20 protein-coding genes, 1 pseudogene and 1 riboswitch are annotated in these 24,050 nt (G+C 60.4%); of the genes and pseudogenes, 7 read left to right on the top strand and 14 right to left on the bottom strand.

All coding sequences use genetic code 11. The annotated features are described in order from the left end of the window. Positions 1-123 precede the first annotated feature (123 nt). The 3 genes from zapE to EJA72_RS21260 form a co-directional block, all read right to left on the bottom strand. Entirely contained in the window at positions 124-1,218 is a 1,095-nt protein-coding gene (gene zapE, locus EJA72_RS21270) for a cell division protein ZapE (protein WP_157713335.1), read from the bottom strand. A 90-nt stretch (positions 1,219-1,308) separates the two neighbouring features. Further along, the gene (locus EJA72_RS21265) at positions 1,309-2,664 is read right to left on the bottom strand and encodes a tryptophan--tRNA ligase (RefSeq protein ID WP_157713334.1); all 1,356 of its coding nucleotides are present in this window, start codon (positions 2,662-2,664) and stop codon (positions 1,309-1,311) included. A gap of 24 nt (positions 2,665-2,688) precedes the next feature. After that, a complete protein-coding gene (locus EJA72_RS21260) occupies positions 2,689-3,318 on the bottom strand; it encodes an alpha/beta hydrolase (protein ID WP_157713338.1) in 630 nt (209 codons plus the stop codon). A 144-nt stretch (positions 3,319-3,462) separates the two neighbouring features. On the opposite strand from EJA72_RS21260, the gene EJA72_RS21255 reads away from it, so the two are divergent. Beyond that, positions 3,463-3,897 (top strand): YhcB family protein, encoded by a 435-nt coding sequence (locus EJA72_RS21255; protein ID WP_046048272.1) that lies wholly within the window; start codon positions 3,463-3,465, stop codon positions 3,895-3,897. A 344-nt stretch (positions 3,898-4,241) separates the two neighbouring features. On the opposite strand, the gene EJA72_RS21250 is transcribed toward EJA72_RS21255, so the two are convergent. The 7 genes from EJA72_RS21250 to EJA72_RS21220 form a co-directional block, all read right to left on the bottom strand. Continuing rightward, a complete protein-coding gene (locus EJA72_RS21250; RefSeq protein WP_157713333.1) occupies positions 4,242-4,943 on the bottom strand; it encodes an OmpA family protein in 702 nt (233 codons plus the stop codon). A gap of 114 nt (positions 4,944-5,057) precedes the next feature. Then, positions 5,058-5,699 carry an MBL fold metallo-hydrolase gene (locus EJA72_RS21245; protein WP_157713332.1) on the bottom strand — a complete coding sequence of 214 codons (642 nt, stop codon included), beginning with the start codon at positions 5,697-5,699 and terminating at the stop codon, positions 5,058-5,060. Between the two features lie 80 nt (positions 5,700-5,779). Continuing rightward, positions 5,780-8,518 (bottom strand): LuxR C-terminal-related transcriptional regulator, encoded by a 2,739-nt coding sequence (locus EJA72_RS21240; protein WP_157713331.1) that lies wholly within the window; start codon positions 8,516-8,518, stop codon positions 5,780-5,782. 309 nt (positions 8,519-8,827) lie between these two features. Next, positions 8,828-10,192 (bottom strand): DUF1329 domain-containing protein, encoded by a 1,365-nt coding sequence (locus EJA72_RS21235; protein WP_157713330.1) that lies wholly within the window; start codon positions 10,190-10,192, stop codon positions 8,828-8,830. 28 nt (positions 10,193-10,220) lie between these two features. Next, complete coding sequence (locus EJA72_RS21230; protein WP_157713329.1) at positions 10,221-12,191, bottom strand: DUF1302 domain-containing protein; 1,971 nt, start codon at positions 12,189-12,191, stop codon at positions 10,221-10,223. Positions 12,192-12,527: 336 nt separating this feature from the next. Next, the gene (locus tag EJA72_RS21225; protein ID WP_157713328.1) at positions 12,528-14,210 is read right to left on the bottom strand and encodes a fatty acid--CoA ligase; all 1,683 of its coding nucleotides are present in this window, start codon (positions 14,208-14,210) and stop codon (positions 12,528-12,530) included. 160 nt (positions 14,211-14,370) lie between these two features. Further along, positions 14,371-15,000 carry a LysE family translocator gene (locus tag EJA72_RS21220; protein ID WP_157713327.1) on the bottom strand — a complete coding sequence of 210 codons (630 nt, stop codon included), beginning with the start codon at positions 14,998-15,000 and terminating at the stop codon, positions 14,371-14,373. A gap of 251 nt (positions 15,001-15,251) precedes the next feature. Between EJA72_RS21220 and EJA72_RS21215 the strand changes: the two genes are divergently transcribed. The 3 genes from EJA72_RS21215 (at position 15,252) to EJA72_RS21205 (ending at position 18,098) form a co-directional block, all read left to right on the top strand. Continuing rightward, entirely contained in the window at positions 15,252-16,217 is a 966-nt protein-coding gene (locus EJA72_RS21215; RefSeq protein WP_157713326.1) for a 2-hydroxyacid dehydrogenase, read from the top strand. Positions 16,218-16,250: 33 nt separating this feature from the next. After that, positions 16,251-17,249 carry a class I SAM-dependent methyltransferase gene (locus tag EJA72_RS21210; RefSeq protein WP_157713325.1) on the top strand — a complete coding sequence of 333 codons (999 nt, stop codon included), beginning with the start codon at positions 16,251-16,253 and terminating at the stop codon, positions 17,247-17,249. A 51-nt stretch (positions 17,250-17,300) separates the two neighbouring features. Then, positions 17,301-17,424, top strand: a riboswitch (yybP-ykoY riboswitch). Positions 17,425-17,513: 89 nt separating this feature from the next. Then, positions 17,514-18,098 (top strand): TMEM165/GDT1 family protein, encoded by a 585-nt coding sequence (locus EJA72_RS21205; protein WP_157713324.1) that lies wholly within the window; start codon positions 17,514-17,516, stop codon positions 18,096-18,098. Between the two features lie 128 nt (positions 18,099-18,226). On the opposite strand, the gene EJA72_RS21200 is transcribed toward EJA72_RS21205, so the two are convergent. Then, on the bottom strand, positions 18,227-19,042 hold the full coding sequence (locus EJA72_RS21200) for a M48 family metallopeptidase (protein WP_157713323.1): 816 nt from the start codon (positions 19,040-19,042) through the stop codon (positions 18,227-18,229). Between the two features lie 154 nt (positions 19,043-19,196). Between EJA72_RS21200 and EJA72_RS29820 the strand changes: the two are divergent. Then, positions 19,197-20,600 (top strand): annotated as a pseudogene (locus tag EJA72_RS29820) (HAMP domain-containing protein); the annotation flags it as partial. A 12-nt stretch (positions 20,601-20,612) separates the two neighbouring features. Beyond that, complete coding sequence (locus EJA72_RS29815; RefSeq protein ID WP_372240729.1) at positions 20,613-21,455, top strand: methyl-accepting chemotaxis protein; 843 nt, start codon at positions 20,613-20,615, stop codon at positions 21,453-21,455. Positions 21,456-21,568: 113 nt separating this feature from the next. Here the strand turns inward: EJA72_RS29815 and EJA72_RS21190 are convergent, their stop codons facing one another. Genes EJA72_RS21190 through EJA72_RS21180 form a run of 3 tightly spaced genes read right to left on the bottom strand, consistent with a single transcriptional unit; the run spans position 21,569 to position 22,683 of the window. Next, positions 21,569-22,192 (bottom strand): SOS response-associated peptidase, encoded by a 624-nt coding sequence (locus EJA72_RS21190; RefSeq protein WP_157713321.1) that lies wholly within the window; start codon positions 22,190-22,192, stop codon positions 21,569-21,571. A 35-nt stretch (positions 22,193-22,227) separates the two neighbouring features. Beyond that, complete coding sequence (locus EJA72_RS21185; protein ID WP_157713320.1) at positions 22,228-22,488, bottom strand: putative signal transducing protein; 261 nt, start codon at positions 22,486-22,488, stop codon at positions 22,228-22,230. Positions 22,489-22,500: 12 nt separating this feature from the next. Next, complete coding sequence (locus EJA72_RS21180; RefSeq protein ID WP_008153387.1) at positions 22,501-22,683, bottom strand: CPXCG motif-containing cysteine-rich protein; 183 nt, start codon at positions 22,681-22,683, stop codon at positions 22,501-22,503. 142 nt (positions 22,684-22,825) lie between these two features. Here EJA72_RS21180 and EJA72_RS21175 point away from each other — a divergent pair, with 142 nt between their 5' ends. Next, on the top strand, positions 22,826-23,989 hold the full coding sequence (locus tag EJA72_RS21175; protein WP_178129507.1) for a 1-acyl-sn-glycerol-3-phosphate acyltransferase: 1,164 nt from the start codon (positions 22,826-22,828) through the stop codon (positions 23,987-23,989). Positions 23,990-24,050: the final 61 nt, after the last annotated feature.

Here is a 24,050-nt window from a genome sequence, read left to right as displayed (position 1 = left end):
TGTGTCATTCAATAGAGATGTTGAATGACACACCGCTATCGCGAGCAGGCTCACTCCTACAGGGGACAAACACATAAAAAAAGGGCCTGCATTTGCAGGCCCTTTTTCATTTTCTGAATTGTCTTACGGCTTGTGCGCCCGCGAAAGGAACTCGTGGGACTGCATTTCCAGCAGGCGGCTGAGGGTACGCTGGAACTCGAAGTTCAAACGACCGCCGGTGTAGAGGTCTTTGAGCTCGACTTCAGCGGAAATGATCAGCTTCACGTTGCGGTCGTAGAACTCGTCGACCATGTTGATAAAGCGTCGGGCGATGTCGTCGGTGGTGACGCTCATCTGCTCGACACCGCTAAGCAACACGGCATGGAAGATCTTGCCCAGTTCGATGTAATCGTTCTGGCTGCGCGGGCCGTCGCACAGTTCGCGGAAGTCGAACCAGGCCACGTCATCGCAAGTGCGCAAGGCGCGGATTTCGCGATTCTCGATGATCAGCACATCGTTTTCGATGGCCGCAGTGCATTCCGGCGTCAGCGCGCGGAAGCTCTTGCGCAGGCTTTCGTGGGACGCTTCGTCCAGCGGAAAGTGGAACAACTCCGCTTGTTCGAGGTGACGCAGACGATAATCAACGCCGCTGTCGACGTTGACGATCTCGGTGTTCTGCTTGATCAGCGCGATGGCCGGCAGGAAGCGCGCACGCTGCAAGCCGTCTTTGTACAGACCGTCCGGGACGATGTTCGACGTCGCGACCAGGGTCACGCCGTTCTTGAACAGTTCTTCCATCAGCGTGCCGAGGATCATCGCGTCGGTGATATCAGACACGAAGAATTCGTCGAAGCAGATCACCCGGGCTTCGTCGGAGAAACGCTTGGCGATGATGGTCAGCGGGTTTTTCTCGCCGCCGAGGGTCTTCATCTCTTCGTGCACGCGCTTCATGAAGCGGTGGAAGTGCGTCCGGACTTTTTCCTTGAACGGCAGCGCTTCGAAGAAGGTGTCGACCAGGTAAGTCTTGCCACGGCCCACGCCGCCCCAGAAGTACAGGCCCTTGACTGGCGCCTGCTCTTTCTTGCCAAACAGTTTGCCGAACAGGCCCGGTTTGCTCTCCGAGGCCGCGACCAGATCGTCGTACAGGCGCTGCAAATGGCGCACGGCCGTTTCCTGCGCGGCGTCATGGAAGAATTCCGGGCGTTTCAGATCAGCTTGATATCGTTCTAGGGGCGTCATAATTCGTTAGCAAGGCAACAAAAACGGGCCGTCACTGTAGCGATGGCCCGTGAGAATGGCAATCGGCCCTTGGTCGGACCGAGCCGCTGATTATTCCTGAACCGGCGTCAGAGCAACTCGAAGAGCGTCGATGGCAACGTCACGAGCCGCGCTGTCGGCGAAGGCCGGACTGTCGGCAACGCACTCGCCTTCCAGCCAGACACTGAAGCTCAGGTCTTCACTGCGCACATCCAGAGGCTGGCCCGCTTGCAGTTGCTTGGTCACCTGACCTGCGGTTTTGCCGTCAGCGAAGTTGCGCGACAACAGCAGTTGCTCGCCGTCGGCCGCCAGCAGACGGAAGCGGAAGCTGCCATCGTCTTCACGGAAACTGACGAAACGCGCGGCTTTCACGGCTTTCTTCTTGGTCGTGGCAGCGACTTGGGTCTGGGCGACGAAAGAACGCAGGCCAACCGCTTCGCGCAGTTCGTGGAGGAACGGCGTCGCCACGGAACGGGCCTTTTTGGCGCCGATCTGCAGGATGTCTTCCAGGTCTGCCGGGCGTTCGATCAACTGGTGATAACGCTCGCGGGATTCTCCCAGCTCGCTGTCCAGCAACTGGAACAGGCGATTCTTCGCCTCGCCCCAACCCAGGCCCTGCAACAGTTCGCTGCGGAACTCGTCGGACTGCGCCGGGGTGGCGAATGCCTGGAACAACGTGAACAGGTGCGAATTGTCCGGATCCTTGGCTTCGCCCGGCGCGCGGGAGTCGGTGACGATCCGCGAGATCGCGTCTTTCATTTCCTTGGCGCTGCTGAACAACGGAATGGTGTTGTCGTAGCTTTTCGACATCTTGCGACCGTCGAGACCTGGCAACGTGGCGACGCTTTCTTCGATCAGCGCCTCGGGCATGGTGAAGAATTCTTTGCCTTGGCCAAACAGGTGATTGAAGCGCTGGCCAATGTCGCGGGCCATTTCAACGTGCTGGATCTGGTCGCGACCGACCGGCACCTTGTGGGCGTTGAACATCAGAATGTCCGCCGCCATCAGCACCGGGTAGCTGTACAAACCCATGGTGATGCCGGCGTCCGGGTCTTCGCCGGTTTCGACGTTCTTGTCCACCGACGCCTTGTAGGCGTGGGCGCGATTGAGCAGGCCCTTGGCGGCAACGCACGTCAGCAGCCAGGTCAGTTCGGGGATTTCCGGAATGTCGGACTGTCGGTAAAAGGTCACGCGATCCACATCCAGGCCACCGGCCAGCCAGGTCGCAGCGATTTCCAGACGCGAGCGCTGGATGCGCAGCGGGTCATCGCATTTGATCAGGGCGTGGTAGTCGGCCAGGAAGTAGAACGAATCGGCATTGCTGTCGCGGCTGGCCAGGATCGCCGGACGGATGGCGCCGGCGTAGTTGCCCAGGTGCGGCGTGCCGGTGGTGGTAATGCCGGTGAGGATACGGGTACGAGTCGTCATGGGTAATCGCTTGTCAGACTGCAATCAATTCGAAAGACGCGGCAGGATCAGATCCTTGAGATCGGTCAGCTTGCCATGAAAAAAGTGTCCGCATTCTGCCACTTTCAGCAGCTCATGGGGGCGCTGGAGTTGTTCGGACCAGTCGTAGACGGCTTGCGGATCGATGACTTCGTCGGTTTCTGGCTGAATCAGGGTCAGTTCGCCCTGCTGGGGCAATTGATCGTACCCTCCCAGGCGCATTACCGCCGGGGCCACCATGAACAAATGCTTGAGCTGCTCGCCCTTCGCTTCCAGGCGTCCGCCGAGACTCGCTGCAACAAATCCACCAAAGGAGAAACCGAACAGGGTCAACGGCAAGTCGGGATGTTTCGCCCGCAGCCACGCGGCCGCTGCCTGAGCGTCGTCGACCTCACCGGTGCCCATGTCGTGCGAGCCTTCGCTGGCGCCGACGCCCCGGTAGTTGAAACGCAAGGTAATCAAACCGGCATCGCGCGCGGTGCGCTGAAGGGTCGAGACCACTTTATTGAGCATGGTGCCGCCCTGCACCGGATTGGGATGGCAGATCAGCGCCAGGCCGCGGGGCTGCTCATTGTCCAGATAAAGGGCTTCCAGTTGACCCACCGGGCCATCAATCACTACAGGGGTTTCGCGCATAAGCAAGGAAGGAACTCCGTGACCTCAAATCGGGTCGACTCGTCTAGCAAATTGTCTGTGCCAATCTATTGCGAGTGAATCGCGGTATACAGCGCAGGTTCGAGCCGTTAACGTAAAGCAAAGCCGTTTATAGAGGAAGGACTCGTGGAACACTCGCTCTTAGTTTGGTTGTTGCCGACTCTTGCCCTGGTTGTGGGTGTCGCCATTGGTTTCCTGATCGCTCGCCTGGTGCCGAACGCCGCGCCGAGCAGCACCCAGCGTCAGCTGGATGACATTCAGGAACGTTTCGACAGTTATCAGAACGAGGTGGTCACCCACTTCAACAGCACTGCCACCCTGGTCAAGAAACTGACTCAGAGCTATCAGGAAGTGCAGGATCATCTCGCCGAGGGCGCCAACCGCCTGGCGCTGGACGAGCAGACTCGCCAACGCCTGCTGGCCTCCCTGCACGCCGACGCGGCAGTGGCCCCACGGGAACGCCTGACGCCACCGCGCAACCAGGAACCGCCTCGCGACTACGCACCGAAAGCCCCGAACGCGCCGGGCATGCTCGACGAGCATTACGGCCTGAAGAAGTAATCAGGTTTAGCGCGCCATGAAAAAGCCCCAGGATGAGTGATTGTCCGGGGGCTTTTTTGTTTCTGAGGATTTTTTGTTGTCTGGACTGACGCCATCGCGAGCAGGCTCGCTCCCACAATTGGAATGCATTCCCCTGTAGGAGTGAGCCTGCTCGCGATGAGGCCAAAACAAACGACACAAAAAAAACCGCCCGATCTCCCACAGTTGGAATGCATTCCAACTGTGGGAGTGAGCCTGCTCGCGATGAGGCCAGAACAAACACACAAAAAAAACCGCCCGATCTGTTGAGGATCGGGCGGTTCTTTTTTACGTCTGGGGTTCAGTCAGAGGTAAAGGGGCTGCGCTTACTGCTGTGGATACTGCTGGCCAGGAATCGCCTTCAGGTTGACCTCAACGCGACGGTTCTGCGCCCGGCCATTGACGTCAGCGTTGCTGGCAATCGGGTTATCCGGACCGGCACCACGCGCCGACAGGTTGGCACCGCTCACGCCTTGCGAGGTCAGGTAAGTCGCCACGCTCTGCGCACGACGCTGAGAGAGGTCCATGTTGTGCTGACGGCTGCCGGTGCTGTCGGTGTAGCCAACGATTTCGATCTGGTTCTGGCTGAATTCCTTGAGCGAACCCGCCAGGCTGTTCAGCGGCTGGTAGAAGCTCGAGGCGATATTCGCCGAATCGGTGGCGAACGTGATGTTACCCGGCATGATCAGCTTGATCTGATCGCCCTGGCGCTGCACTTCGACACCGGTGTTGGCCATGCTGGCGCGCAGTTTTTTCTCTTGCTGGTCGGCGTAGTAACCGTAACCGGCGGCAGAAGCACCCACCACCGCGGCGCCGATCAGCGCGCCCTTGCCACGGTTATCGTGGTTGATGGCGGCACCGGCCAACGCACCGGCAAGAGCGCCGAGACCGCCGTACTTGGCGGTTTTGCTCATCCCCTGGGAGCCGCTGTCGGCTTGTCCCTGGCTGTCGTAAGGGTTAGGCGAGGCGCAGCCAGATAACAAGGCGACTGCCGTAGCGACAATTATCAAAGGACGCATGGTGAACATGAAGAGCTCCTACTTTTTGCATTCTGTGGTGCAACGGACTCAGGCATCGGGCCTTTGCGGGCGTTGGATCGTTTCAGACCAAAAAAATTCCGCGCGCCTGTTCACATCGACAGATCAGGCCCGAACAAAAGGGTTTTCGCGCATTTCATCGCCCAGACGTGTATCGGGGCCATGCCCGGTCACGACCGTCGCCTCCTCATCGAGGGTGTACAGCCGCTGCTTGATCGAACGCACGATGGTCGCCTGATCGCCACCCCACAAATCCGTGCGCCCTACCCCGCGACGAAACAGCGTGTCACCGGCAATCAGCAGCTTAGCCTCTTCAAACCAAAAGCTCATGGAACCGGGTGTATGACCGGGTGTGTGCAACGCTACGCCGCAGCCCCAGGCCAGTTCTTCATCGTCGGCCAGCCAGCGATCCGGCGATGGCACCGGCGTGTAAGGCACGCCGAACATCTGGCACTGCATTTCCAGGTTGTCCCACAGAAATTGATCTTCTTTGTGCAGGTGCAGGGTTGCGCCGGTTTTCTCCTTGAGCTGGCCGGAGGCCAGGAAGTGGTCCAGGTGCGCATGGGTATGAATGATGCTGACCACCTTCAGGCCCAGTGCGTCGAGCCGCGCCAGAATCAGCTCATGATTGCCACCCGGATCGACCACAATGGCCTTTTTCGTCACGGGATCGCCGATGATCGTGCAGTTGCACTGCAACGGGCCGACGGGGAAAGTTTCGCGAATAAGGGTAGGCTGCAGGGACATGGGGCACACTCTGGAAAAATCTGGATGGCCAATTCTGGCATAAAATTGCGGCAGCCCCTCTGCGGTCACCGCGCAAATCCCTAACCCAACACACCCAATTCCTTGGCCCGCGCTACGGCTTGCGTGCGCCGTTCTACCCCAAGCTTGCTGTTGATGTGACTGGCATGGGTTTTCACGGTGTGGAGGGAGATGAACAGCTGGTCGCTGATTTCCTGGTTGGAGCAGCCCTGTGCAATCAACCGCAGGACGGCCAGTTCCCGTGTGCTGAGTTGTTCCGCCGCCGACGCTGACTCCAGCGCCGGACGGCATGCCATGATCGGAAGTTTTTCGCACAGGCTCTGCGAAATAGTGGTTGGCGCATTGAGCTGGAGTTGTCCGCGCAGCCAGTCCGGGTGTTCGGCCAACAACCCCTCAAAGGGTTGCAAGATGCCCCCGGCCGCGGCTTCCAGCGCCAGACTCAAAGCCTTGCGTGCTTCAGGCTCACGCCCGCGACCCAGCAATAACGTTACTTTCTGCGCCAGCGCCATGACACTGAGCATTTGCCTGCCCGTTTGCTGGCCATTCTCGAGCAGCGCATTCAATCGCCCTTCGGCCAGCATCGGCTGGTTCTGAATAACGTCGAGCAAGGCCTGCTGCAATTCGATGTGTAACGGCAACTGCGGATGAAACTCCGGGGGGGCTGCCGCGTGCTCGCCCGTGTAGGTCTGGCCCAGTCGCGCCAACCAGGCCTCGGCCAGATCCGTGCGGCCCTGGGCCAGCCAGAGTTCGCATTTGACCAGGGTAATCATCGCCAGGTAGTAGATCGGCGGCACGTCCCAGATGTGCATCAGTCGTTCGGCTTCGGCGAGTTCGGCGAACGCCTTGGCATACTCCCCGCTGCTGCCTTCAAGCCTGGCGATCACACAATGGCCGATCAATACGCTGATATCGCGACAGGCGCGTGCCTCATTCAAACCGATCTGCAGCCGTATCCGGGCGGCATGGGGTTGCAGACGCATGGCCAGCAGGAACCCCTCGTACAGGGTCAGTCGAGCGCGCACCGCGTAAAGCCGTTGCGGGGATAACCCCTGCAAACGCTGCTGCCCCTGTCGGACTTCATCGAGCGAACGCAGGACTTCGCCGCGCGCTTGCAGCACCCGGGCGCGGTCGTAATGGGCCAGCGCTTCGAACAGCGGGTTACCGACCCGCTGCGCCAATTCCAGGGAGTCGCGATTCAACGCGCGGGCTCGCCACAAGTCGCCGTCGGCAATGGCCAGGTTGGACAGAGTCGAGAGGCACATCAGCCGCTGACCGTAACGCTTGGCCGGAAGGCTCTCCAGCGCTTCGGTGCAATAGAGCAGCGTCAGTTCGCGATTGCCGCGACCGCGCGCGACGATGCCACTCAAGGCCAGCCATTGCGCCAGCATGGATTTCTGCGCGGTGGCGGATGGCGCCGGCAGGAAGCGGCTCAAGTGGCTGGCCAACTCCTCGGCGGCGTCCAGCTGGCAAGCCAGTCCCAACGCCCAGCTGTAGAGCACGATCAGCCGTGGAGTGCTGATCAGCAGGCTGTCAGGCAAATCCATTTTCCAGCGCAGCAGCATGCCGACGTTTTGTTCGGCCAGCAGCTGTTCTTCAGAAAGGTTTTGCACCAGGTTCGCCGCGACATCCAGGTGCCCGGCGCGCAACGCCTGTTCGACCGCTTCATCGAGCAGCCCCTGGGCATTGAACCAGCGGCAGGCGCGCAGGTGCAGGCTGGCTGCCGGCACTATCGCCTGAGCTGTCGGCCGGGTGCGCAGCAGGTCGGAGAACAGATGGTGATAACGATACCAGTGACCGTTTTCGTCCAGCGGCACCAGGAACACTTGATGGGCCAGCAGGAATCGCAGGATCTCGGCGCTGTCGTGGGCTTCGCGAACGGCGTCGCACAGCTCGCTGCAAAAACGCTCCTGCGGGGCCGTGTCGTACAGGAAGGACTGCACTTCCGGAGGCAGGCAATCGATCACTTCTTCGAGCAGGTAATCGCGAATCAGCCCTTCCCCACCGTGCAACGCCTGGGGCAATGCACCCTGGGTGCCTGCTTCGGAGGCCGCCAGCAGCCAGAAACGCAACCCGGCGACCCAGCCTTCACTGCGCTGGATCAAGCTCTCCAGTGCTTCGCCGCGCAGGGAGCTGCTATGCCGATCGAGCAGGGTCAGGGCTTCGTCATGGGTCAGGCGCAGGTCCTGCTCATTCAATTCCAGCAGTTGCCGTGACAGACGCAAACGCGCGAGATGCCAGTCCGGGCGCTGGCGGCTGGTGACCATCACCAGCAAGCCATCGGGCAAATGATTGAGGAAAAATTGCAGGCAGCGATCCAGCACCGGGCCTTGGGCCAGATGGTAGTCATCGAGTACCAGCAGCAGTGGCGCCGTCGGCAGCAAATGCACGGCCAGCTCATCGAGCAAACCGTCCAGCCATTCTTCAAAGGCGAACGGTTGATGTCGCTGGCGCATTTTCAGCAGCCCGAGGGATTGCCGACCGAGCTGCGGAAAATAGTCCTGAAGGCCTTCGAGCAAGCGCTCAAGAAAGCGACCCGGGTCGCTGTCCCGTGGACTCAACCCCAGCCAAAGACTTTGCCAATGCGCCGGCAGGCTCTGACAGAACTCCACCGCCAATGAGCTCTTGCCGAACCCCGCCGGAGCGCTGACCAGCAACAACCTGCCACCGAGACCGGCACTCAGGCGCTCGCACAGGCGAGGCCGCAGCACATGGCCGTCGGGCAACGGAGGCCGAAAAAAGCGTCCGTCCAGTGCCGCGACGGCGATGCTTGCAGGGCCCGGAAGTGGGGACAGATCAGTCATGGCCGGCTCTTGTTTGGATTGCTGTTGGCGGCGTTGCAGATGTCCGCAGACTAGCGGTAAACGAAGAGGGAATGAAGGTTATTGCTACAAATGGCTACAAAAAGTCTACACACCCCGGATTGGAGCGATGCAGACCGTAGCAGCTGTCGAGCTTGCGAGGCTGCGTTGGGCTCGGTCCGGCATGGCGACTGCTTCGCAGTCGGACGCAGCCTCGCGGGCTCGGCAGCTGCTACAAGGAGGGATGTGATACAAAAAAAACCCCGAACCAGTCGGGGCTTTTTTCGAGGATGCGGCCTCGGTCAGTGCTGGTTAGCGAACACCATCCTGACGCAATGCCGCCGGGGTGAAGTCGCTGGTGGTAGCGGTGAAGCCGAAGTCATACGCGGACTTCTCTTCGTTCTTCATACCCAGTGCCAGGTAACGACCCGATTGCAGGTCGTACAAGGTTTCCAGGGTGTACCACGGCACTTGAACGTTGTAGTAGTTCTGGGAGTGAGCTTCTGCCACGCGCCAGAGTTGATTGCGACCGTCGTAGTGGTCGATCACCGCCGCCTGCCAGGTGTCTTCGTCGATGTAGAAGTCACGCTTGGCGTAGATGTGGCGCTGACCTTCCTTCAGGGTTGCAACCACATGCCAGACCCGGCGCAGCTCGTAACGAGCCAGGTCCTGGTTGATGTGGCCGGCCTTGATGATGTCGTCGTACTTGAGTTGCGGCGAGTCGAGCTTGTAGCTGTCGGAGGCGATATACATCTCTTTCTTGCCTTCGAGCTTCCAGTCGTAACGATCCGGCGCACCGTTGTACATGTCCAGGTTGTCGGAGGTACGCAGGCCATCGGCAGCGGTACCTGGCCCGTCATAGGACACTTGCGGCGCACGGCGTACACGACGCTGACCGGCGTTGTAGACCCACGCCGAACGCGGCTCCTTCACCTGGTCGAGGGTTTCGTGCACCAGCAGCACACCACCGGCCAGACGTGCCGGCGCGGTCACTTTCTGCTTGAAGTAGAACAGGATATTGCCCGGGTTCTTCGGATCGTAGTCCTTCATCTTGTCGCGGAACACGAACTGGTCCTGGAAATACACCAGGCTGTACGAGCCGTTCGGCTGCGGGGTCGCCTGGGTCACCAGACGGGTCACGCTGCCGCCGCGATAGCGGGTGATGTGGTTCCAGATGACTTCTACGCCGGTTTTCGGAATCGGGAACGGAACGGCGGTTTCGAAGTTTTCCAGCCCGTTGCCACCCGAAATCAGGTTGGTAGTGGTGGCGTTCTTCTTGATGGCGGCAAAGACGTCATCCGGCACGGTGGCGCCGCGATGGGACGGGTAGACCGGCATCTTGAAGGTTTCCGGGTAGCGCTTGAACATCGCGTACTGGCCCGGAGCAAGTTTGTCTTTGTACTGGTCGACGTTCTGCGCCGTGATGGTGAACAGCGGTTTTTCACTGGCGTACGGGTCGGACAGGAAACCTTTGCTGTCGACCGAACCGGCATTTTTCGGCAACGGTTTCCAGGCAGGAATAGAACCGTCGGCATTACCCGCCATTTCGGCGCCCATTGGCGTCAGGCTCTTGCCCAGCTTGTCCGCTTCGGCCGCAGGAACCGCCGCCATGACACCGGTCGCCAGCAGCGAAAGCCCCAGAACACCGGCGTGGAACAGACTCTTTGTTGTTTTCATAGGTGTGTTCGTCCTGAAAATACAGTGCTTAGAAGTTCACGCCGACGCTGAGCGCGACGAAGTCACGGTCATCCACGGTGGTGTACTTGCCGTCGAAGAAGTTGGTGTAGGCCAGGCTGGCGGTGTAGGTGTTCTGGTACTCGGCGTCGACACCCAGGCTGACCGCTTTGCGACCTTCCTCGAAGTTGCCGCCAGGGCCAGGCGAGTAACCGTCCACGTCATGCTGCCAGGCGATGTTCGGCTTCAGGTTCACACCCGAGAACACGTCGTTGTATTCCCAGATGGCACGAGCGCGATAGCCCCAGGAATCCGACGTGGTGAAGCCATCGTTTTCGCAGTAGCGGCTGACGTTGTTTTGCGGACCGCCCGCCAGGGTCGAGGCGTTCAAAGTCTGGCACTGACCGCCTGGCAATGGGCCCGGGCCGTAGCTCGGGTCACGGCCGTAACGGGCTTTGGAAGTGCTTTCCAGGCCACCGACGTGAGTCCAGCCCACCTCGCCCACCACGGTCAATCGCTCGGCACCCATCACCTGATCGAAGAAGTGGGTGAAGGTCGTTTGCAGCTGGCTCACTTCCTTGCGGCGATAGCCATGCTGATCCTGTCCTGGCTGCCCTTGCAGTACCGAAACGTTAGGGTTCAGTGGCGTCAGGCCGGAGAAGAGGATGTCAGTGGTGTTGAGCTGGACCGGTGCGTTCGGACGGTAGCTGAATTCACCACTCCACGCGGTACCGGAAGGCAACGTGGTGGAGAAGCTCAGGCCATACAGCCGAATGTCTTCAGGGTATTCGACGAAGTAGCTGGAGTTACCCGCGACCACCAATGGCACGGTCTGCGCCGCGAGGCCGTTCGCGCCACCCACAATGCCAGGCACGGCGGCAGCCGGAATGCCCGCACCAACCAGTGCGCCGCCTAACGCGCCACCCAGTGCCGTCGTGTTATAGGCGCTCGCCGGGGCCCCTTTGCCACTGAAAATCGGCGCACGGCTGTGGTAATTCATCATGTAGGCACCGAATTCGGTGTCCAGCGGCTCGAACATGTACTTGAAGGACAGACCAAACTGGCCGCTGTCACGCGCATCGCGATCCGGACCACGGGCAACGATCGCACCTTCATCCGGGTTGCCCCAGTTCACGCCCCGTGCAGCCAGCGTGTTGAGGACCGCGGTACGCGCCCCGGCTGGCAGACGAGCGGCCGCCAATGCGTTGTTGAGCCCGTTACGGGTTCTCAGTACGGCCAGGTTGTTGTCGCAGCCGTCGGCGATCACGTCCGGTTGCGAGAAGAACGTGCCGCAGTTGTCGACAACGGTCTGGTCCCATTCCAGTTGGTAGAACGCTTCGGTCGAGAGGTTCTCGGTGAGGCTTTGGGACACGTAGAACATGTTGACCGGGATCAGGCCTTCCTTGATCTCGGCACCTGGACGGCGGAACGCGGAAACGTCGATCGGGTTGATCGAGTTGATGCCGCCGCCGATGAAGGTACTTTCACCCCAGCTCACGACCTGCTTGCCCAGACGCACGGAACCCGGCTGATCGGCAATGGCGTAGTTGTGGTAGATGAAGGCGTCGAGGATCTGACCACCGGAAGACTTGGCGCCTTCCTTGCGGTTGTCGTTGCTGATGTTCTTGAATTCCAGGTCTTCGTCTTGCAGTACGAAGTCGTACCAGTATTTGCCCCGTACAAATACACCGGTGTCGCCGTACTTCAGTTCCAGGTCGTGGATACCCTTGAAGATTTTCGAGAAGGCTTGCCCGCTCTTGAAGTTCAAGTGACCGTCATCGGACGTCTGGGACAGGCCACGGCCTCCGTTGTTGACACCAATCAGGTTCTTGTTCGGCTGCTGGGTCGACACACTCATACCCAGGGAGAGCGACGAATCGAACTGACCTTCGATTTCACCAACGTTGAAACTGACGCCGAATGCTGGCCCGGCGAGCGTAGAAGCAAGACTGATCGCCAGAGGCAGTTTCGCCCGGCGCCAGAACTGGTTTACTGATGTCATCGACGCTACTCCATGTGCATTATTGTTATGGCATTGAGCACTTCTAAAAACGCTGTGGATGACTGGGAGCCAAGGTGTCCCTAAGTCATGCCAAAGTTGCATCGCCCCGAGTTGTGCGTTTGCTCCGTTCTTAAAAATCCTTGAGCGGACTATAGCCAGCAGGTAGTAGTGCTTGATCCCTCTAAAGTGTGATTTGCAGCTGCCGACCACTCTGGAACAGTCCTTTGCCAAGCCGACACCCGTCGGCCCGGCAAGGATGGCTGAAATTTTCGATTTAACAAGCCAAGCGCTTGCTTGGTGGGGCTGGCGTGCCATTTCTGGCACGCCGGAGGGCGCTTAAAGCGTCGAGAGGAAGGTGCTGTTGGTGGCCTGCCATTCGCTGATGTCGACGCGAATGCGCTTCTTGTCGAGCTTGCCGACACTGGTCTTGGGAATTTCAGTAACAAGGGCGATCTGGCTCGGGATTGCCCACTTGCTCAAGTGCCCCAATTCCACAAACGGCTTGAGGTGTTCCTTGAGTTCCTTGGCCCCAATCACGTGGCCTTCGCGGATCACCAGCAGTGCAAAGGGGCGCTCGCCCCACTGTGGATCGGCAATGCCCACCACTGCTACTTCGCGTACCGCCACGTGGCGACTGATGAGGTCTTCGAGGTCCAGGGACGAGATCCACTCGCCGCCCGTCTTGATCACATCCTTGATCCGGTCGCGAATGTCGATCACGCCCATGCTGTCCAGGGTCGCCACGTCACCGGTGTGCAGCCAGCCGCCGGCCCAGAGCTCGGCGCCCTTCTGTGGCTCGTTGAAATAACCCTCGGTGAGCCACGGCGCACGCAGTACCAACTCGCCCTGAGTCTCGCCGTCGGCGGGGAGGAAGTTGCCGTCGGGGTCGACGATCGCGGCCTCAACCAGGGGTCCCGGCACGCCGGCCTTGATCCGGTACGTTGTGCGCTCGTCTTCGGTGCCGGCCATCAGTTCATCGTTGAGGTGAGCGCAAGACACCAGCGGGCCGGTTTCCGACATGCCGTACGCGGCGGTCAGCTGAATGCCCTTGGCTTTTGCGGCTTCGTACAGCGTACGGTTCAGCGCGCTGCCGCCGATAACGATTTTCCAGCCACCGAAATCGGTGTTTTGCGCGGCCTTGGAATTGAGGACCATCTGCAGGATGGTCGGCACGCAATGGGAGAAACTGACCTTCTCCTTGCGCCACAACTCCACCAGGTATTCCGGGTCGTAGCGGCCGGGATACACCTGCTTGAGCCCGAGCATGGTCGCCACGTACGGCAAGCCCCAGGCATGCACGTGGAACATCGGCGTGATGGGCATGTACACGTCGTTGGTGCCCAACAGGCGCACGCTGTCGATGGCACCCATGATGGTCGACACCCCCATGGTATGCAGCACCAGTTGCCGATGGGTGAAATACACGCCTTTGGGATTGCCGGTGGTGCCGGTGGTGTAAAACGTGGTCGCGACCGAGTTCTCGTCGAAATCCTGGAAGTCATATTGCGGGCTCGCGGCCGCCAGCAACTGCTCGTATTCGCCGACGAGGTTTGGCAGGTCAGCGGTTTTTTCCGGCAGGTCGGTCAGCAGCAGGGTTTTCTCGACCGTGGTCAGATGCCCGGCGATTGCCTGGTAGAGCCCCACGAACTCGCTGTTGACCAGCACGAAGCGGTCCTCGGCATGGTTCATCGTGTAGAGGATCTGTTCCGGCGACAGGCGTACGTTGATGGTGTGGATCACGGCGCCGATCATCGGGATGGCGAACATGCACTCCAGGTAACGATGGCTGTCCCAGTCCATCACGGCCACGGTGTCGCCGGGTTTGACGCCGGCCGCCGTCAGTACGTTGGCCAGCCGTGCGACGCGTTCGATCAGGGTTGGATAGCTGTAGCGCAACTGATCGCGGTAGACGATCTCGCGGGTTTTCTCGTAACGAGCGCCAGACATCAATAACCGTTTGATCAGCAGCGGATACTGGTAAGCGCCTTCGGCTGGGGGAATAACGCGAGTCTGCAACATAAGAATCCCTTTTCTGACTACACGGTCGTGGCTGAAAGTAAGCACTTTAGTGCCCTTGTTCGCCAGCCAAATCAGCCAAAGGAATGATTTGCAGAGTCGGATAAATGCTAGCTTTGCGCCAGCATTCACCCGTATTGATTAGCCCGTGCGCCTGATGCGATTAATGCATCTCGGTAAACGCGAGCTTCACGCCGATGGCGATCAGTACCGCGCCCATGGTCCGGTCGAACCAGTGCCCCATGCGGGCGAAACCGGCGCGTACGCGTTGCTGGCTGAAGAGCATGGCCACCAGGCAGAACCAGAGCGCAGTCGCCACCGCGAGGTAAACGCCATAGCCCGCCTGCACCGCCAGTGGCGTGTGCGGATTGATGACGACCGTGAACAGCGACAGGAAAAACAACGTGGCTTTGGGGTTCAGACCGTTGGTCACAAAACCGGAGGTGAAGGCGCCACGCGCGGTGCGCTCACCCACTTCTTTGTGCAGATCGTCCGCCACCGGTTTCGCCGGTTGCGCACGCAGGGCCTTGAAGCCGATGTACAACAGATACGCAGCGGCGGCCCATTTCAGGGCGTTGAACAGTACGATCGACTGCGAGACGATCAGGCCGATGCCGAGCAGCGAATAGCCGACGTGCAGGAAAATCGCCGTACCCACCCCCATCGCCGTCCAGGTACCCGCGCGACGACCGTGGGTCACGCTCTCGCGCACCACCACGGCAAAGTCCGGGCCGGGGCTGGCCACGGCCAGAAGGTGAATCAAGGCAACGGTCAAGAACTCTGTCCAGTACATGCGGGGCTCCTTTGGGGCAGGTCGATCAATAAAAAATTCTGTACCGAACTTCTCACTTGTGGCGAGGGAGCTTGCTCCCGTTCGGTACACCTGACGAAACGCGGTTACAGATCCAGGGGCTGCTGCGCAACCCAGCGGGAGCAAGCTCCCTCGCCACAGGTTTTGTGAATCCAGCCAGTGCGTAACGATTTGTTTCATCTGGTAGGCTCGGCAGATTACGCCTTCAGTTCACCGCACAAAAGGTACAGTTGATGACGAACTCTCGCCGCGCCGTATTTCTCGACCATCCTTCGTTGGACCTTGGCGATCTCGATCTCAGCCCATTGCGCGCCTGCTTCGATGATTTGCAGCTGTTTGCGCAGACCACGCCGGATCAAGTGATCGAGCGCCTCAAGGGCGCCACTGTGGCCATCAGTAACAAGATCCTGATCGATGCCGCCGCCATCGCCGCCAGCCCCGATCTAAAGCTGATCCTGATCACCGCCACCGGCACCAACAATGTCGACCTCGCCGCCGCCCGTGCGCACGGCGTTACCGTTTGCAACTGCCAGGGTTACGGCACCCCATCGGTTGCACAACACACGATCATGCTGTTGCTCAACCTGGCAACGCGCCTGGCCGACTACCAGAAAGCCGTGGGTGAAGGCCGCTGGCAGCAGGCGAAACAGTTCTGCCTGCTGGATTACCCGATTGTCGAACTGGAAGGCAAAACCCTTGGGTTGCTCGGCCATGGCGAATTGGGCGGCGCCGTCGCGCGACTGGCTGAAGCATTTGGCATGCGCGTATTGCTCGGCCAGATTCCGGGACGCCCCGCCCGCCCGGACCGACTGCCGCTGGGTGAGCTGCTGCCGCAAATCGATGCGCTGACCCTGCACTGCCCGCTCAACGAGCACACTCGCCACTTTATCGGTGCCCGTGAACTGGCCTCGATGAAACCCGGCGCTTTCGTGGTCAACACCGCCCGCGGCGGCCTGATCGACGAACAGGCCCTGGCTGACGCCTTGCGCAGCGGTCACCTCGGCGGCGCCGCCACCGACGTATTGAGCGTCGAACCACCGACCGCGGGCAACCCGCTGCTCGCCGCCGACATTCCACGGCTGATCGTCACGCCCCACAATGCCTGGGGCAGCCGCGAGGCGCGGCAGCGGATCGTCGGCCAGTTGACCGAGAACGCGCAGGGATTCTTCAGCGGTAAAGCGCTGCGGGTCGTCAGTTGATAGACTGCGGCACTTTTTTTCAGGGAGCAGGTTATGGATCCGCGCAGTGAAGTACTGCTTCGTCAGGCTGAGTTATTCCAGGGTTCGGTGCTGCTGGCCGGTTTGCCCGCCGATGATCTGCTGGGCCGTTTGCCCGATGCCCACGGCTGGTGCTGGCATGCCGGCGATCAAGCCGCACTGGACGCTCGCTTCCCCGAGCGCAGTCATTTCGGCGTGAACGCCCCTGAGCGCGAGTTCGACAACGCCGTGCTGTTCCTGCCCAAGTCCAAGGACCTGACCGACTACATCCTGAACGCCCTCGCCTCCCGCCTGGCCGGTCGCGAAGTGTTCCTGGTCGGTGAAAAACGCAGCGGCATCGAAGGCGCGGCCAAGCAACTGAACCCCTTTGGCAAACCGCGCAAGCTCGACAGCGCGCGCCATTGCCAGCTCTGGCAGGTCACCGTGGCCAATGCGCCAGAAGCCAAATCCCTGGAAAGCCTGGCCCAGACCTACGAGCTGCCGCTGGCTGAAGGTCCGCTGAAAGTCATCAGCCTGCCGGGCGTGTTCAGCCACGGCCGACTGGATCGCGGCAGTGCGCTGCTGCTGGAGCACCTGGACAAATTGCCAAGCGGCCATTTGCTGGACTTCGGTTGCGGTGCCGGCGTGCTGGGCGCGGCGGTCAAACGTCGCTACCCGCACAACCAGGTGACCTTGCTCGACGTGGACGCCTTCGCCGCCGCCAGCAGTCGCCTGACCCTGGCCGCCAACGGTCTGGAAGCCGACGTGATCACCGGAGACGGAATCGATGCGGCGCCGATGGGTTTGAGTGCGATCCTGAGTAACCCGCCGTTCCATGTCGGCGTGCATACCGATTATTTCGCCACCGAGAATTTGCTGCGAAAAGCGGCCAAACATCTAAAAAACGGCGGCGAACTTCGCCTGGTAGCGAACAGCTTCCTGAAGTACCAACCGCTGATCGAAGAGCACCTCGGCGTGTGTGCGATCAAGGCTGAAGGACAAGGTTTCCGGATCTACCGCGCCAAGCGTGGCTAGCACTTGTTTTTAAAAAGAGGCTTGCTCAATCGGTTTTGCCTAGGCAGAATCCGCTCCGTCCTAGGGGAGTAGTCTCCCACGAGCGCCATGCTCGTCCGGCATACGTCAACATACTTGGTCCTCAGACCATGGCGTATGCGACCCAAGCGTCCGCATCAGACGGATCGCCAGGGTTTGACAAGACCTATGACACGAACACCTTACCCGGGGCGGGAAGGCTGTACGTGTCATAGCCGTGTCGACCCGCCCCTTAGGAAAACCCTGATGCTGGATTCACTTCTCGTTCCCACCGCAATCGTTGCCTTGGCCGAAATCGGCGACAAGACGCAACTGCTCGCGCTCATTCTCGCAGCCCGCTTTCGCAAACCCTGGCCGATCATCGCCGGTATCGTCGCCGCGACCCTGGCCAACCACGCAGCAGCCGGTGCGGTAGGCGCCTGGGTCGGCAGTTTCTTCTCGGACACGATGCTGCACTGGATCCTCGCCGCGAGCTTCACCGCGACCGCGCTGTGGACCCTGGTGCCGGACAAGATGGATGACGACGAAGCCAGCACCGCCCGCAAGTTCGGGCCTTTCCTGACGACGTTGATCGCATTTTTCCTCGCGGAAATCGGCGACAAAACGCAGATCGCGACAGTGATGCTCGCTGCGCAATATCCGGAGTTGTGGCTGGTAATCATCGGCACCACGCTGGGCATGCTGATTGCCAACGTGCCGGTGGTGCTGGCGGGTAACTTCGCAGCGGACAAATTGCCGTTGACGCTGATCCGTCGCCTGGCGGCCTCGGCGTTCTTCATCCTGGCGATTGTGGCGGTGTACAAGGCGATGCAGAGCAGCGGGTGGGTTTGATGCGGTAGGTCGTCAGACCGCGTTATCGTTCATCGCGAGCAGGCTCGCTCCCACAGGATCTGTGTCGATCACAAAACCAGTGTGGGAGCGGGCTTGCCCGCGAAGGCGTCAGTCGCTACATCACAAATCTATTTTTTTGCCTGCTCATACAACGGCATGACTTTCGGAATCGCCGCCTGCAAGGCAGCAGTCCGACTGCTGGAAGACGGGTGAGTGCTCATGAACTCTGGCGGCGCGCCTTCGCTGGCCTTGCTCATCTTGCCCCACAGGCTGATCGCGGCGTTCGGGTTGTAGCCGGCGCGCGCTGCCAGCTCAAGGCCGATCAAATCCGCTTCGTTTTCGTTTTCACGACTGTTGGGTAACGTCATCCCGTAGTTGGCGACCGTGTCCGCCAGCGCCAGGCTGTCCTGGCCCAACCCCAGCAAGGCACCGGCCCCCTGCTTGGCCATCTCGATCCCGTACGCCTTGGACATGGCCTCACGACCGTGCTCGCGCAGGGCGTGGGCGATTTCATGGCCCATGACCGCGGCGATTTCATCGTCGGTGAGTTGCAACTTGTCGATCAACCCGGTGTAAAAAATGATCTTGCCGCCAGGCCCGCAGTTGGCGTTGAGCTCATCGCTCTTGATCAGATTGACTTCCCACTTCCACTGCGCCGCGTCCGGACGGAAATTCGGCGCCTGGGCAATGAGCCGGTCGGCAATGGCCTGAACCCGCTTGGCATCGTTGCTGGTCTTGTCCAGCACACCTTTGCTGGTCGCTTCACCCACGGTCTTCGTATAAGACTGGGCGTACATCTGATTGACCTCTTCCGAGGACAACATGCTGAACATGTACTGTTTGCGCTCAACACCCACGGCACCGCCACTGGTGGTATTGACCGATTGGCAGCCGGCGAGCAGCAGGCTTGCGCTCAAGCCACACAACACCCATATCTTGTTCATTGAAACGCTCCTTGAAAACATGCCCGTATCCTAGGCGTGGAAATGTATCGGCGCCAGATACAACGATCGTATGACGCGCATTTCTGACAAAGCTCTCATCGCGGTACAAAAAAATTCACAAAGCGACAGGAGCCACGTCCGATAACGCCCTGCGATGATTCATTTACGACCTCGACCACGCCAATACAGTCATTTCCCCCGCCCCCGCTCATGCCCGTCGGGCGCCCGGCCGATACACCTCCGCAGACGTCCTCTTGCGTGCGGAGCACCCATGAAATTCAAGTCAATCCAGTTTTCCGTGGCGGCCCTGGCCGGCGCCATCGTTCTCAGTGTCGTGGCAGCGCTGGTGGTCTACGCGCTGTTTTCCGGCGCCCGGACGCAAGACATGGTCCAGGAACGGACCCAGGCGCAATTCGAGCAAGTCATCGAGCAACGCCTGACCTCCCTGGCGCAAACCCAGGTCAGCCAGATCCAGCGTGAACTCGAAGCGCCGCTGCTGATTGCCGGCGGGCTGGTGCGGGTCAACGCCCTGATCGGCACGCCGGGCGCCGATGGCCAGCCGCAGCTGAACTTGAGCCGTGAGCAATTGATCGGCCTGATCAAGGAAAACGTCGCCAAAAACCCGAAAATTCTCGGCACCTACATTGGCTGGGAAAAGAACGCCCTCGACCACAACGATGCGGCCTACGTCGACACCAAAGTGGTCGGCATCGACGCCAGCAACGGGCGCTTCCTGCCGTGGTGGTTCCGCAACGAAGACGGCAGCCTTGGCCTCGACAAACTGGTGGACGTCGACGACCAGAAAACCCTGTCCACCGGCGTGCGCGCCAGCGAGTACTACCTGTGCTCGAAAGAAACCAAAAAATCCTGCGTGATCGACCCGGCGCCTTACAAGGTCGGCGACAAGATCGTCATGCTCGCTTCCTTTATTGAACCCATCATGCTCAACGGCGCCTTTCAGGGCATTGTTGGCGCCGACCTGTCGGTGAACTTCATCCAGGAAATGCTGCTGGGCGCGAATCAGAAGCTGTACGGCGGCTCGGGCGTCATGGCCCTGATCGGCGGCAACGGCCGGATCGTTGCCTATACCAAAGACCCGAGCAAGTTCGGCGAGAAAGTCAGCGACATCCTCGACAGCCAGCAGATCGCCAACATGGCCAATCTCAAGCGCGGCGAAGTCACCTACACCGTCGACAAGGTCCAAGGCCGGATCGAGCTGTACCTGCCGTTCGGCATCGGCCAGACCGACGCCCGCTGGACGCTGATGCTGCAATTGCCGCTGAACGCGGTGATGGCCGACCTGCAAAAACTCCAGGCTGACCTGAACACCCAGCGCAAATCCGACACCTTCGGCATGGCCATGGTCGGCCTGTTGATCGCCGGTATCGGCTTGCTGGTGATTTGGCTGGTGGGCCACGGCATTGCCCGGCCACTCAAGCAGATGGTCGCGATGCTCGATGACATCGCCAAGGGTGAAGGCGATTTGACGCGTCGCCTCACCAGTGATCGCGCCGACGAGCTGGGCTCGATTGCCAAGGGCTTCAACACCTTCCTCGCCAAGTTGCAGGCGATGATCAGTCAGGTGGTGACCTCGGTGCAGAGCGTCAGCGACTCATCGGAACACACGGCCGACATCGCCATCCGCACCAACATTGGCGTGCAGAAACAAATGGCCGAGATCGATCAGGTCGCCACCGCCGTGCAGGAAATGACCGCCACCGCGCAGGACGTTGCGCGTAACGCGACCCAGGCCGCGCAGGCCGCCAGCCATGCCGATCAGGCGGCGGCGCAGGGCATGCAGATTGTGCGGGACACCTCGGATTCCATCGGCGTGCTCGCAATTGAAATCGGCAAGGCGGTTGGCGTGGTTCAAACCCTGGCCAAGGACAGCGAGAACATCAACGCGATCCTCACCGCCATTCGCGGGATCGCCGAGCAGACCAACCTGCTGGCCTTGAACGCGGCCATCGAAGCCGCTCGCGCCGGGGAACAGGGCCGTGGTTTCGCCGTGGTGGCTGATGAGGTGCGCAACCTGGCGCAGAAAACCCAGAAGGCCACTGAAGAAATCCAGAGCATGATCCAGCACTTGCAGCAAGGCACGCGTGATGTGGTGCGGGTGATGGAGGACAGTCAAAACCGCACCGACGAAAGCGTGCAGCATGCGGTGAAAGCGGCTGAAGCGCTGGAGACCATTACCCAGGCAGTGTCGGTGATCAATGACATGAACACACAAATTGCCAGCGCGGCGGAAGAACAGAGTGCGGTGGCGGATGACATCAACCGCAATGTGATCAACATCGGGCAAGTGGCCAATGAAGTGGCCGGTGGCGCGGATGAGTCCAGTGCGGCGAGTGCAGACCTGACCAAGTTGGCGGAGCAGCAGCGGCGGTTGATCAATCAGTTTAAGGTCTGATCCGAAGGCCCCTTCGCGGGCAAGTCGGGTCGCCGCACCGCTCGCTCCTACGGGTTAGGTGATCCCCTGTAGGAGCAAGGCTTGCCCGCGAAGAGGCCGGAACAAACAACTTTTTAGCCGGGGGTCAGGCACTCCGGCCCATTCAACTTCGGATCATTCACCAGATTCGCCAACACCCGCTCACGCAACGCCGCCGGCTCACTGGCGAGCAACGCCTGCAATGCATGCAGAGGAGTCTCGGGATTCAGCCAGGTCTCCTGCCCCGCCGCATCCAGAATCAACGGCCGGCGCTGACTCGCCGCCGATTGCGTGATCACGGCCGTGCTCAGCCACACCTGTTCCTGCACCGGATACGCTTCCCAGATCGCCGCAAAAAACAGCGCCGAGCCCTCCCCCGGCGTCAGCCAATACGGGCGTTTGCGTGTCGTGCCGCGCCATTCATAAAAGCCGTTGGCCGGCAGCAGGCAACGGCGTTCACGCAAGGCCTGGCGAAACATCGGTTGCTCGGCCACGGTTTCGGCGCGGGCATGGGCCGGCGTGCGGGACAGGTCGGTCAGCCACGGCGGCGTCAAACCCCAACGGGCACGGGCCAACTCACGCTGACCCTCGGCGCCTGCTCGCAGCATCAGCACCGAATCATTGGGGGAAATATTCCACTGGGCCTGCTGATCGGCCGGGAAGCCTGGCAGGGCCGCGAAGGCGGGGTTCCAGCGAAACAGGGCATAACGTCCACACATGGGGCAGCACGACTCTTGATAAAACGAACGCCAGCCTAACAGACCAGCGTGCCGGGAAAGCTCTCCGGTTCATCGCCGGGCAGCGGCAGCGCGGCATTGTACGCGGTGATCAACTCCCGCGCGTATTGGGCCTGGTCGTTATCCACTGCCAACCCCAGCAGGCCGAAGATCGGCAATTCGCCGGTGCCGCCAAGCAAATCACGCCCCACCAGGTGCGCTTCGATGCCTTCGCTCGCCAACATGCTTTGCAGCAACTCGCCTTCCATCAGGTTTTCCGGCTCGTAGATTCGCTGCATGGGAGGCCCCTTTCATTCGTTTTCGCTGTGAACTTCAAGTAACCATTCCTGCCCATCGGTCTGGAGCACAAACGTAATGGGGCGACAACAGACCGGACAATCTTCGATATAGGTCTGATCGCCGCCGGACAAGTCCAGTACGGCCTCAGCCTCTTCACCACAATACGGACATTCGTAGCGCTCGGTTTCCAGCATCGCGGTCTCCCAGGTGACTTGTGCGTATAATCGCCGGTCTATTTGCAGGGCTATTTTTGTCTGGCTACCTTTTCAGACCGTGCCCCGTTGGTTTTCGATCAAAACCTTTACTTACCCTAGCCGTTTCTAACAAGAGAGCATGATGGGCGAATTCGATGCCATCCGACCTTACGACGACAGCGAAGTCCCTGCAGTGCTGGACAGGCTGCTCGGCGACAAGGCATTTCTAGATATCCTCATTCACTTCCGCTTCCCGCGCTTTGCCGGTGCCTTCGGCTGGATGCTCAAACCTCTTATAGCTCATCGGCTGCGCCGTGAGTTCGCCGGCGTCACTTCGGTGGCGACGTTGCAGGACAAAGTCGAGATGTATGTCGACCACACCATCGAGCGGGCCACGGACGGTGTGACGTACACCGGCGTCGAGCAGTTCAAGTCCGGCAGTGCGTATCTGTTCATCGCCAACCACCGTGACATCGTGATGGACCCGGCCTTCGTCAACTACGCCGTGTACCACGCCGGCCTGCCGACACCGCGCATCGCGATCGGCGACAACCTGCTGCAAAAGCCCTTCGTCAGCGATTTGATGCGCCTGAACAAGAGCTTCATCGTGCACCGTTCGATCACCGGTCGCCGTGAAAAAATGGCGGCTTATCAGCTGCTGTCCGCCTACATCAACCACTCGATCCGCAACGATTGCGCCTCGATCTGGATCGCCCAGGCTGAAGGTCGGGCGAAGGACGGCGACGACCGCACCGAGTCGGCCATCCTCAAGATGTTCCACATGAGCCGCAAGGACGAGCCGTTCGGCGAAGTCATCCGCTCGCTGAACCTCACCCCGGTGTCGATCAGCTACGAGTACGACCCGTGCGACCAGGCCAAGGCTCGCGAGCTCTACATCCGCGCCACCACCGGCAGCTACACCAAAGTGCCGGGCGAGGACGATGTGAGCATTGCCAAGGGGATCACCGGCTACAAGGGCCGCGTACACGTGAACTTCGCCGCGCCGATCACCGATTTGTTCGAAGACACCAAGCAGTTGGCGATCGAGATGGACAAGCAGATTCTGGGCGGCTACCGGTTGTTCCCGGTGCATTACCTGGCTTACGCGCAATGGAAAGACGCCGATCCGCAATTGCAGGTGCCAAAAGCTGCCGAGGTGTTCCCGGCCGACGAACTGGCCAAGGCCCAGGAACAATGGCAGCAACGCCTGGACGCTTGCCCCGAGGAACATCGTCCGTTCCTGGTGCTGCAATACGCGACGCCGGTGCGCAATCAGTACCGGGTTAAAGCAGGGTTGCCGCTGTAAATTCCGGATACGAAAACGGCGCCCTTTGTGGCGAGGGAGCTTGCTCCCGCTGGGCTGCGCA

The sequence above is a fragment of the Pseudomonas sp. PB120 genome (assembly GCF_009761815.1).
Classification (GTDB): Bacteria; Pseudomonadota; Gammaproteobacteria; order Pseudomonadales; family Pseudomonadaceae; genus Aquipseudomonas.
This window is presented reverse-complemented; position numbering and strand designations above follow the sequence as displayed.

Coding starts and splice junctions, on each gene's coding strand:
- zapE (WP_157713335.1), bottom strand. CDS start 1,218: ATGACGCCCCTAGAACGATATCAAGCTGATCTGAAACGCCCGGAATTC.
- EJA72_RS21215 (WP_157713326.1), top strand. CDS start 15,252: ATGACGAACTCTCGCCGCGCCGTATTTCTCGACCATCCTTCGTTGGAC.
- EJA72_RS21230 (WP_157713329.1), bottom strand. CDS start 12,191: ATGACATCAGTAAACCAGTTCTGGCGCCGGGCGAAACTGCCTCTGGCG.
- EJA72_RS21205 (WP_157713324.1), top strand. CDS start 17,514: ATGCTGGATTCACTTCTCGTTCCCACCGCAATCGTTGCCTTGGCCGAA.
- EJA72_RS21235 (WP_157713330.1), bottom strand. CDS start 10,192: ATGAAAACAACAAAGAGTCTGTTCCACGCCGGTGTTCTGGGGCTTTCG.
- EJA72_RS21210 (WP_157713325.1), top strand. CDS start 16,251: ATGGATCCGCGCAGTGAAGTACTGCTTCGTCAGGCTGAGTTATTCCAG.
- EJA72_RS21200 (WP_157713323.1), bottom strand. CDS start 19,042: ATGAACAAGATATGGGTGTTGTGTGGCTTGAGCGCAAGCCTGCTGCTC.
- EJA72_RS21190 (WP_157713321.1), bottom strand. CDS start 22,192: ATGTGTGGACGTTATGCCCTGTTTCGCTGGAACCCCGCCTTCGCGGCC.
- EJA72_RS21185 (WP_157713320.1), bottom strand. CDS start 22,488: ATGCAGCGAATCTACGAGCCGGAAAACCTGATGGAAGGCGAGTTGCTG.
- EJA72_RS29815 (WP_372240729.1), top strand. CDS start 20,613: ATGATCAGTCAGGTGGTGACCTCGGTGCAGAGCGTCAGCGACTCATCG.
- EJA72_RS21225 (WP_157713328.1), bottom strand. CDS start 14,210: ATGTTGCAGACTCGCGTTATTCCCCCAGCCGAAGGCGCTTACCAGTAT.
- EJA72_RS21245 (WP_157713332.1), bottom strand. CDS start 5,699: ATGTCCCTGCAGCCTACCCTTATTCGCGAAACTTTCCCCGTCGGCCCG.
- EJA72_RS21175 (WP_178129507.1), top strand. CDS start 22,826: ATGGGCGAATTCGATGCCATCCGACCTTACGACGACAGCGAAGTCCCT.
- EJA72_RS21265 (WP_157713334.1), bottom strand. CDS start 2,664: ATGACGACTCGTACCCGTATCCTCACCGGCATTACCACCACCGGCACG.
- EJA72_RS21260 (WP_157713338.1), bottom strand. CDS start 3,318: ATGCGCGAAACCCCTGTAGTGATTGATGGCCCGGTGGGTCAACTGGAA.
- EJA72_RS21240 (WP_157713331.1), bottom strand. CDS start 8,518: ATGACTGATCTGTCCCCACTTCCGGGCCCTGCAAGCATCGCCGTCGCG.
- EJA72_RS21250 (WP_157713333.1), bottom strand. CDS start 4,943: ATGTTCACCATGCGTCCTTTGATAATTGTCGCTACGGCAGTCGCCTTG.
- EJA72_RS21220 (WP_157713327.1), bottom strand. CDS start 15,000: ATGTACTGGACAGAGTTCTTGACCGTTGCCTTGATTCACCTTCTGGCC.
- EJA72_RS21180 (WP_008153387.1), bottom strand. CDS start 22,683: ATGCTGGAAACCGAGCGCTACGAATGTCCGTATTGTGGTGAAGAGGCT.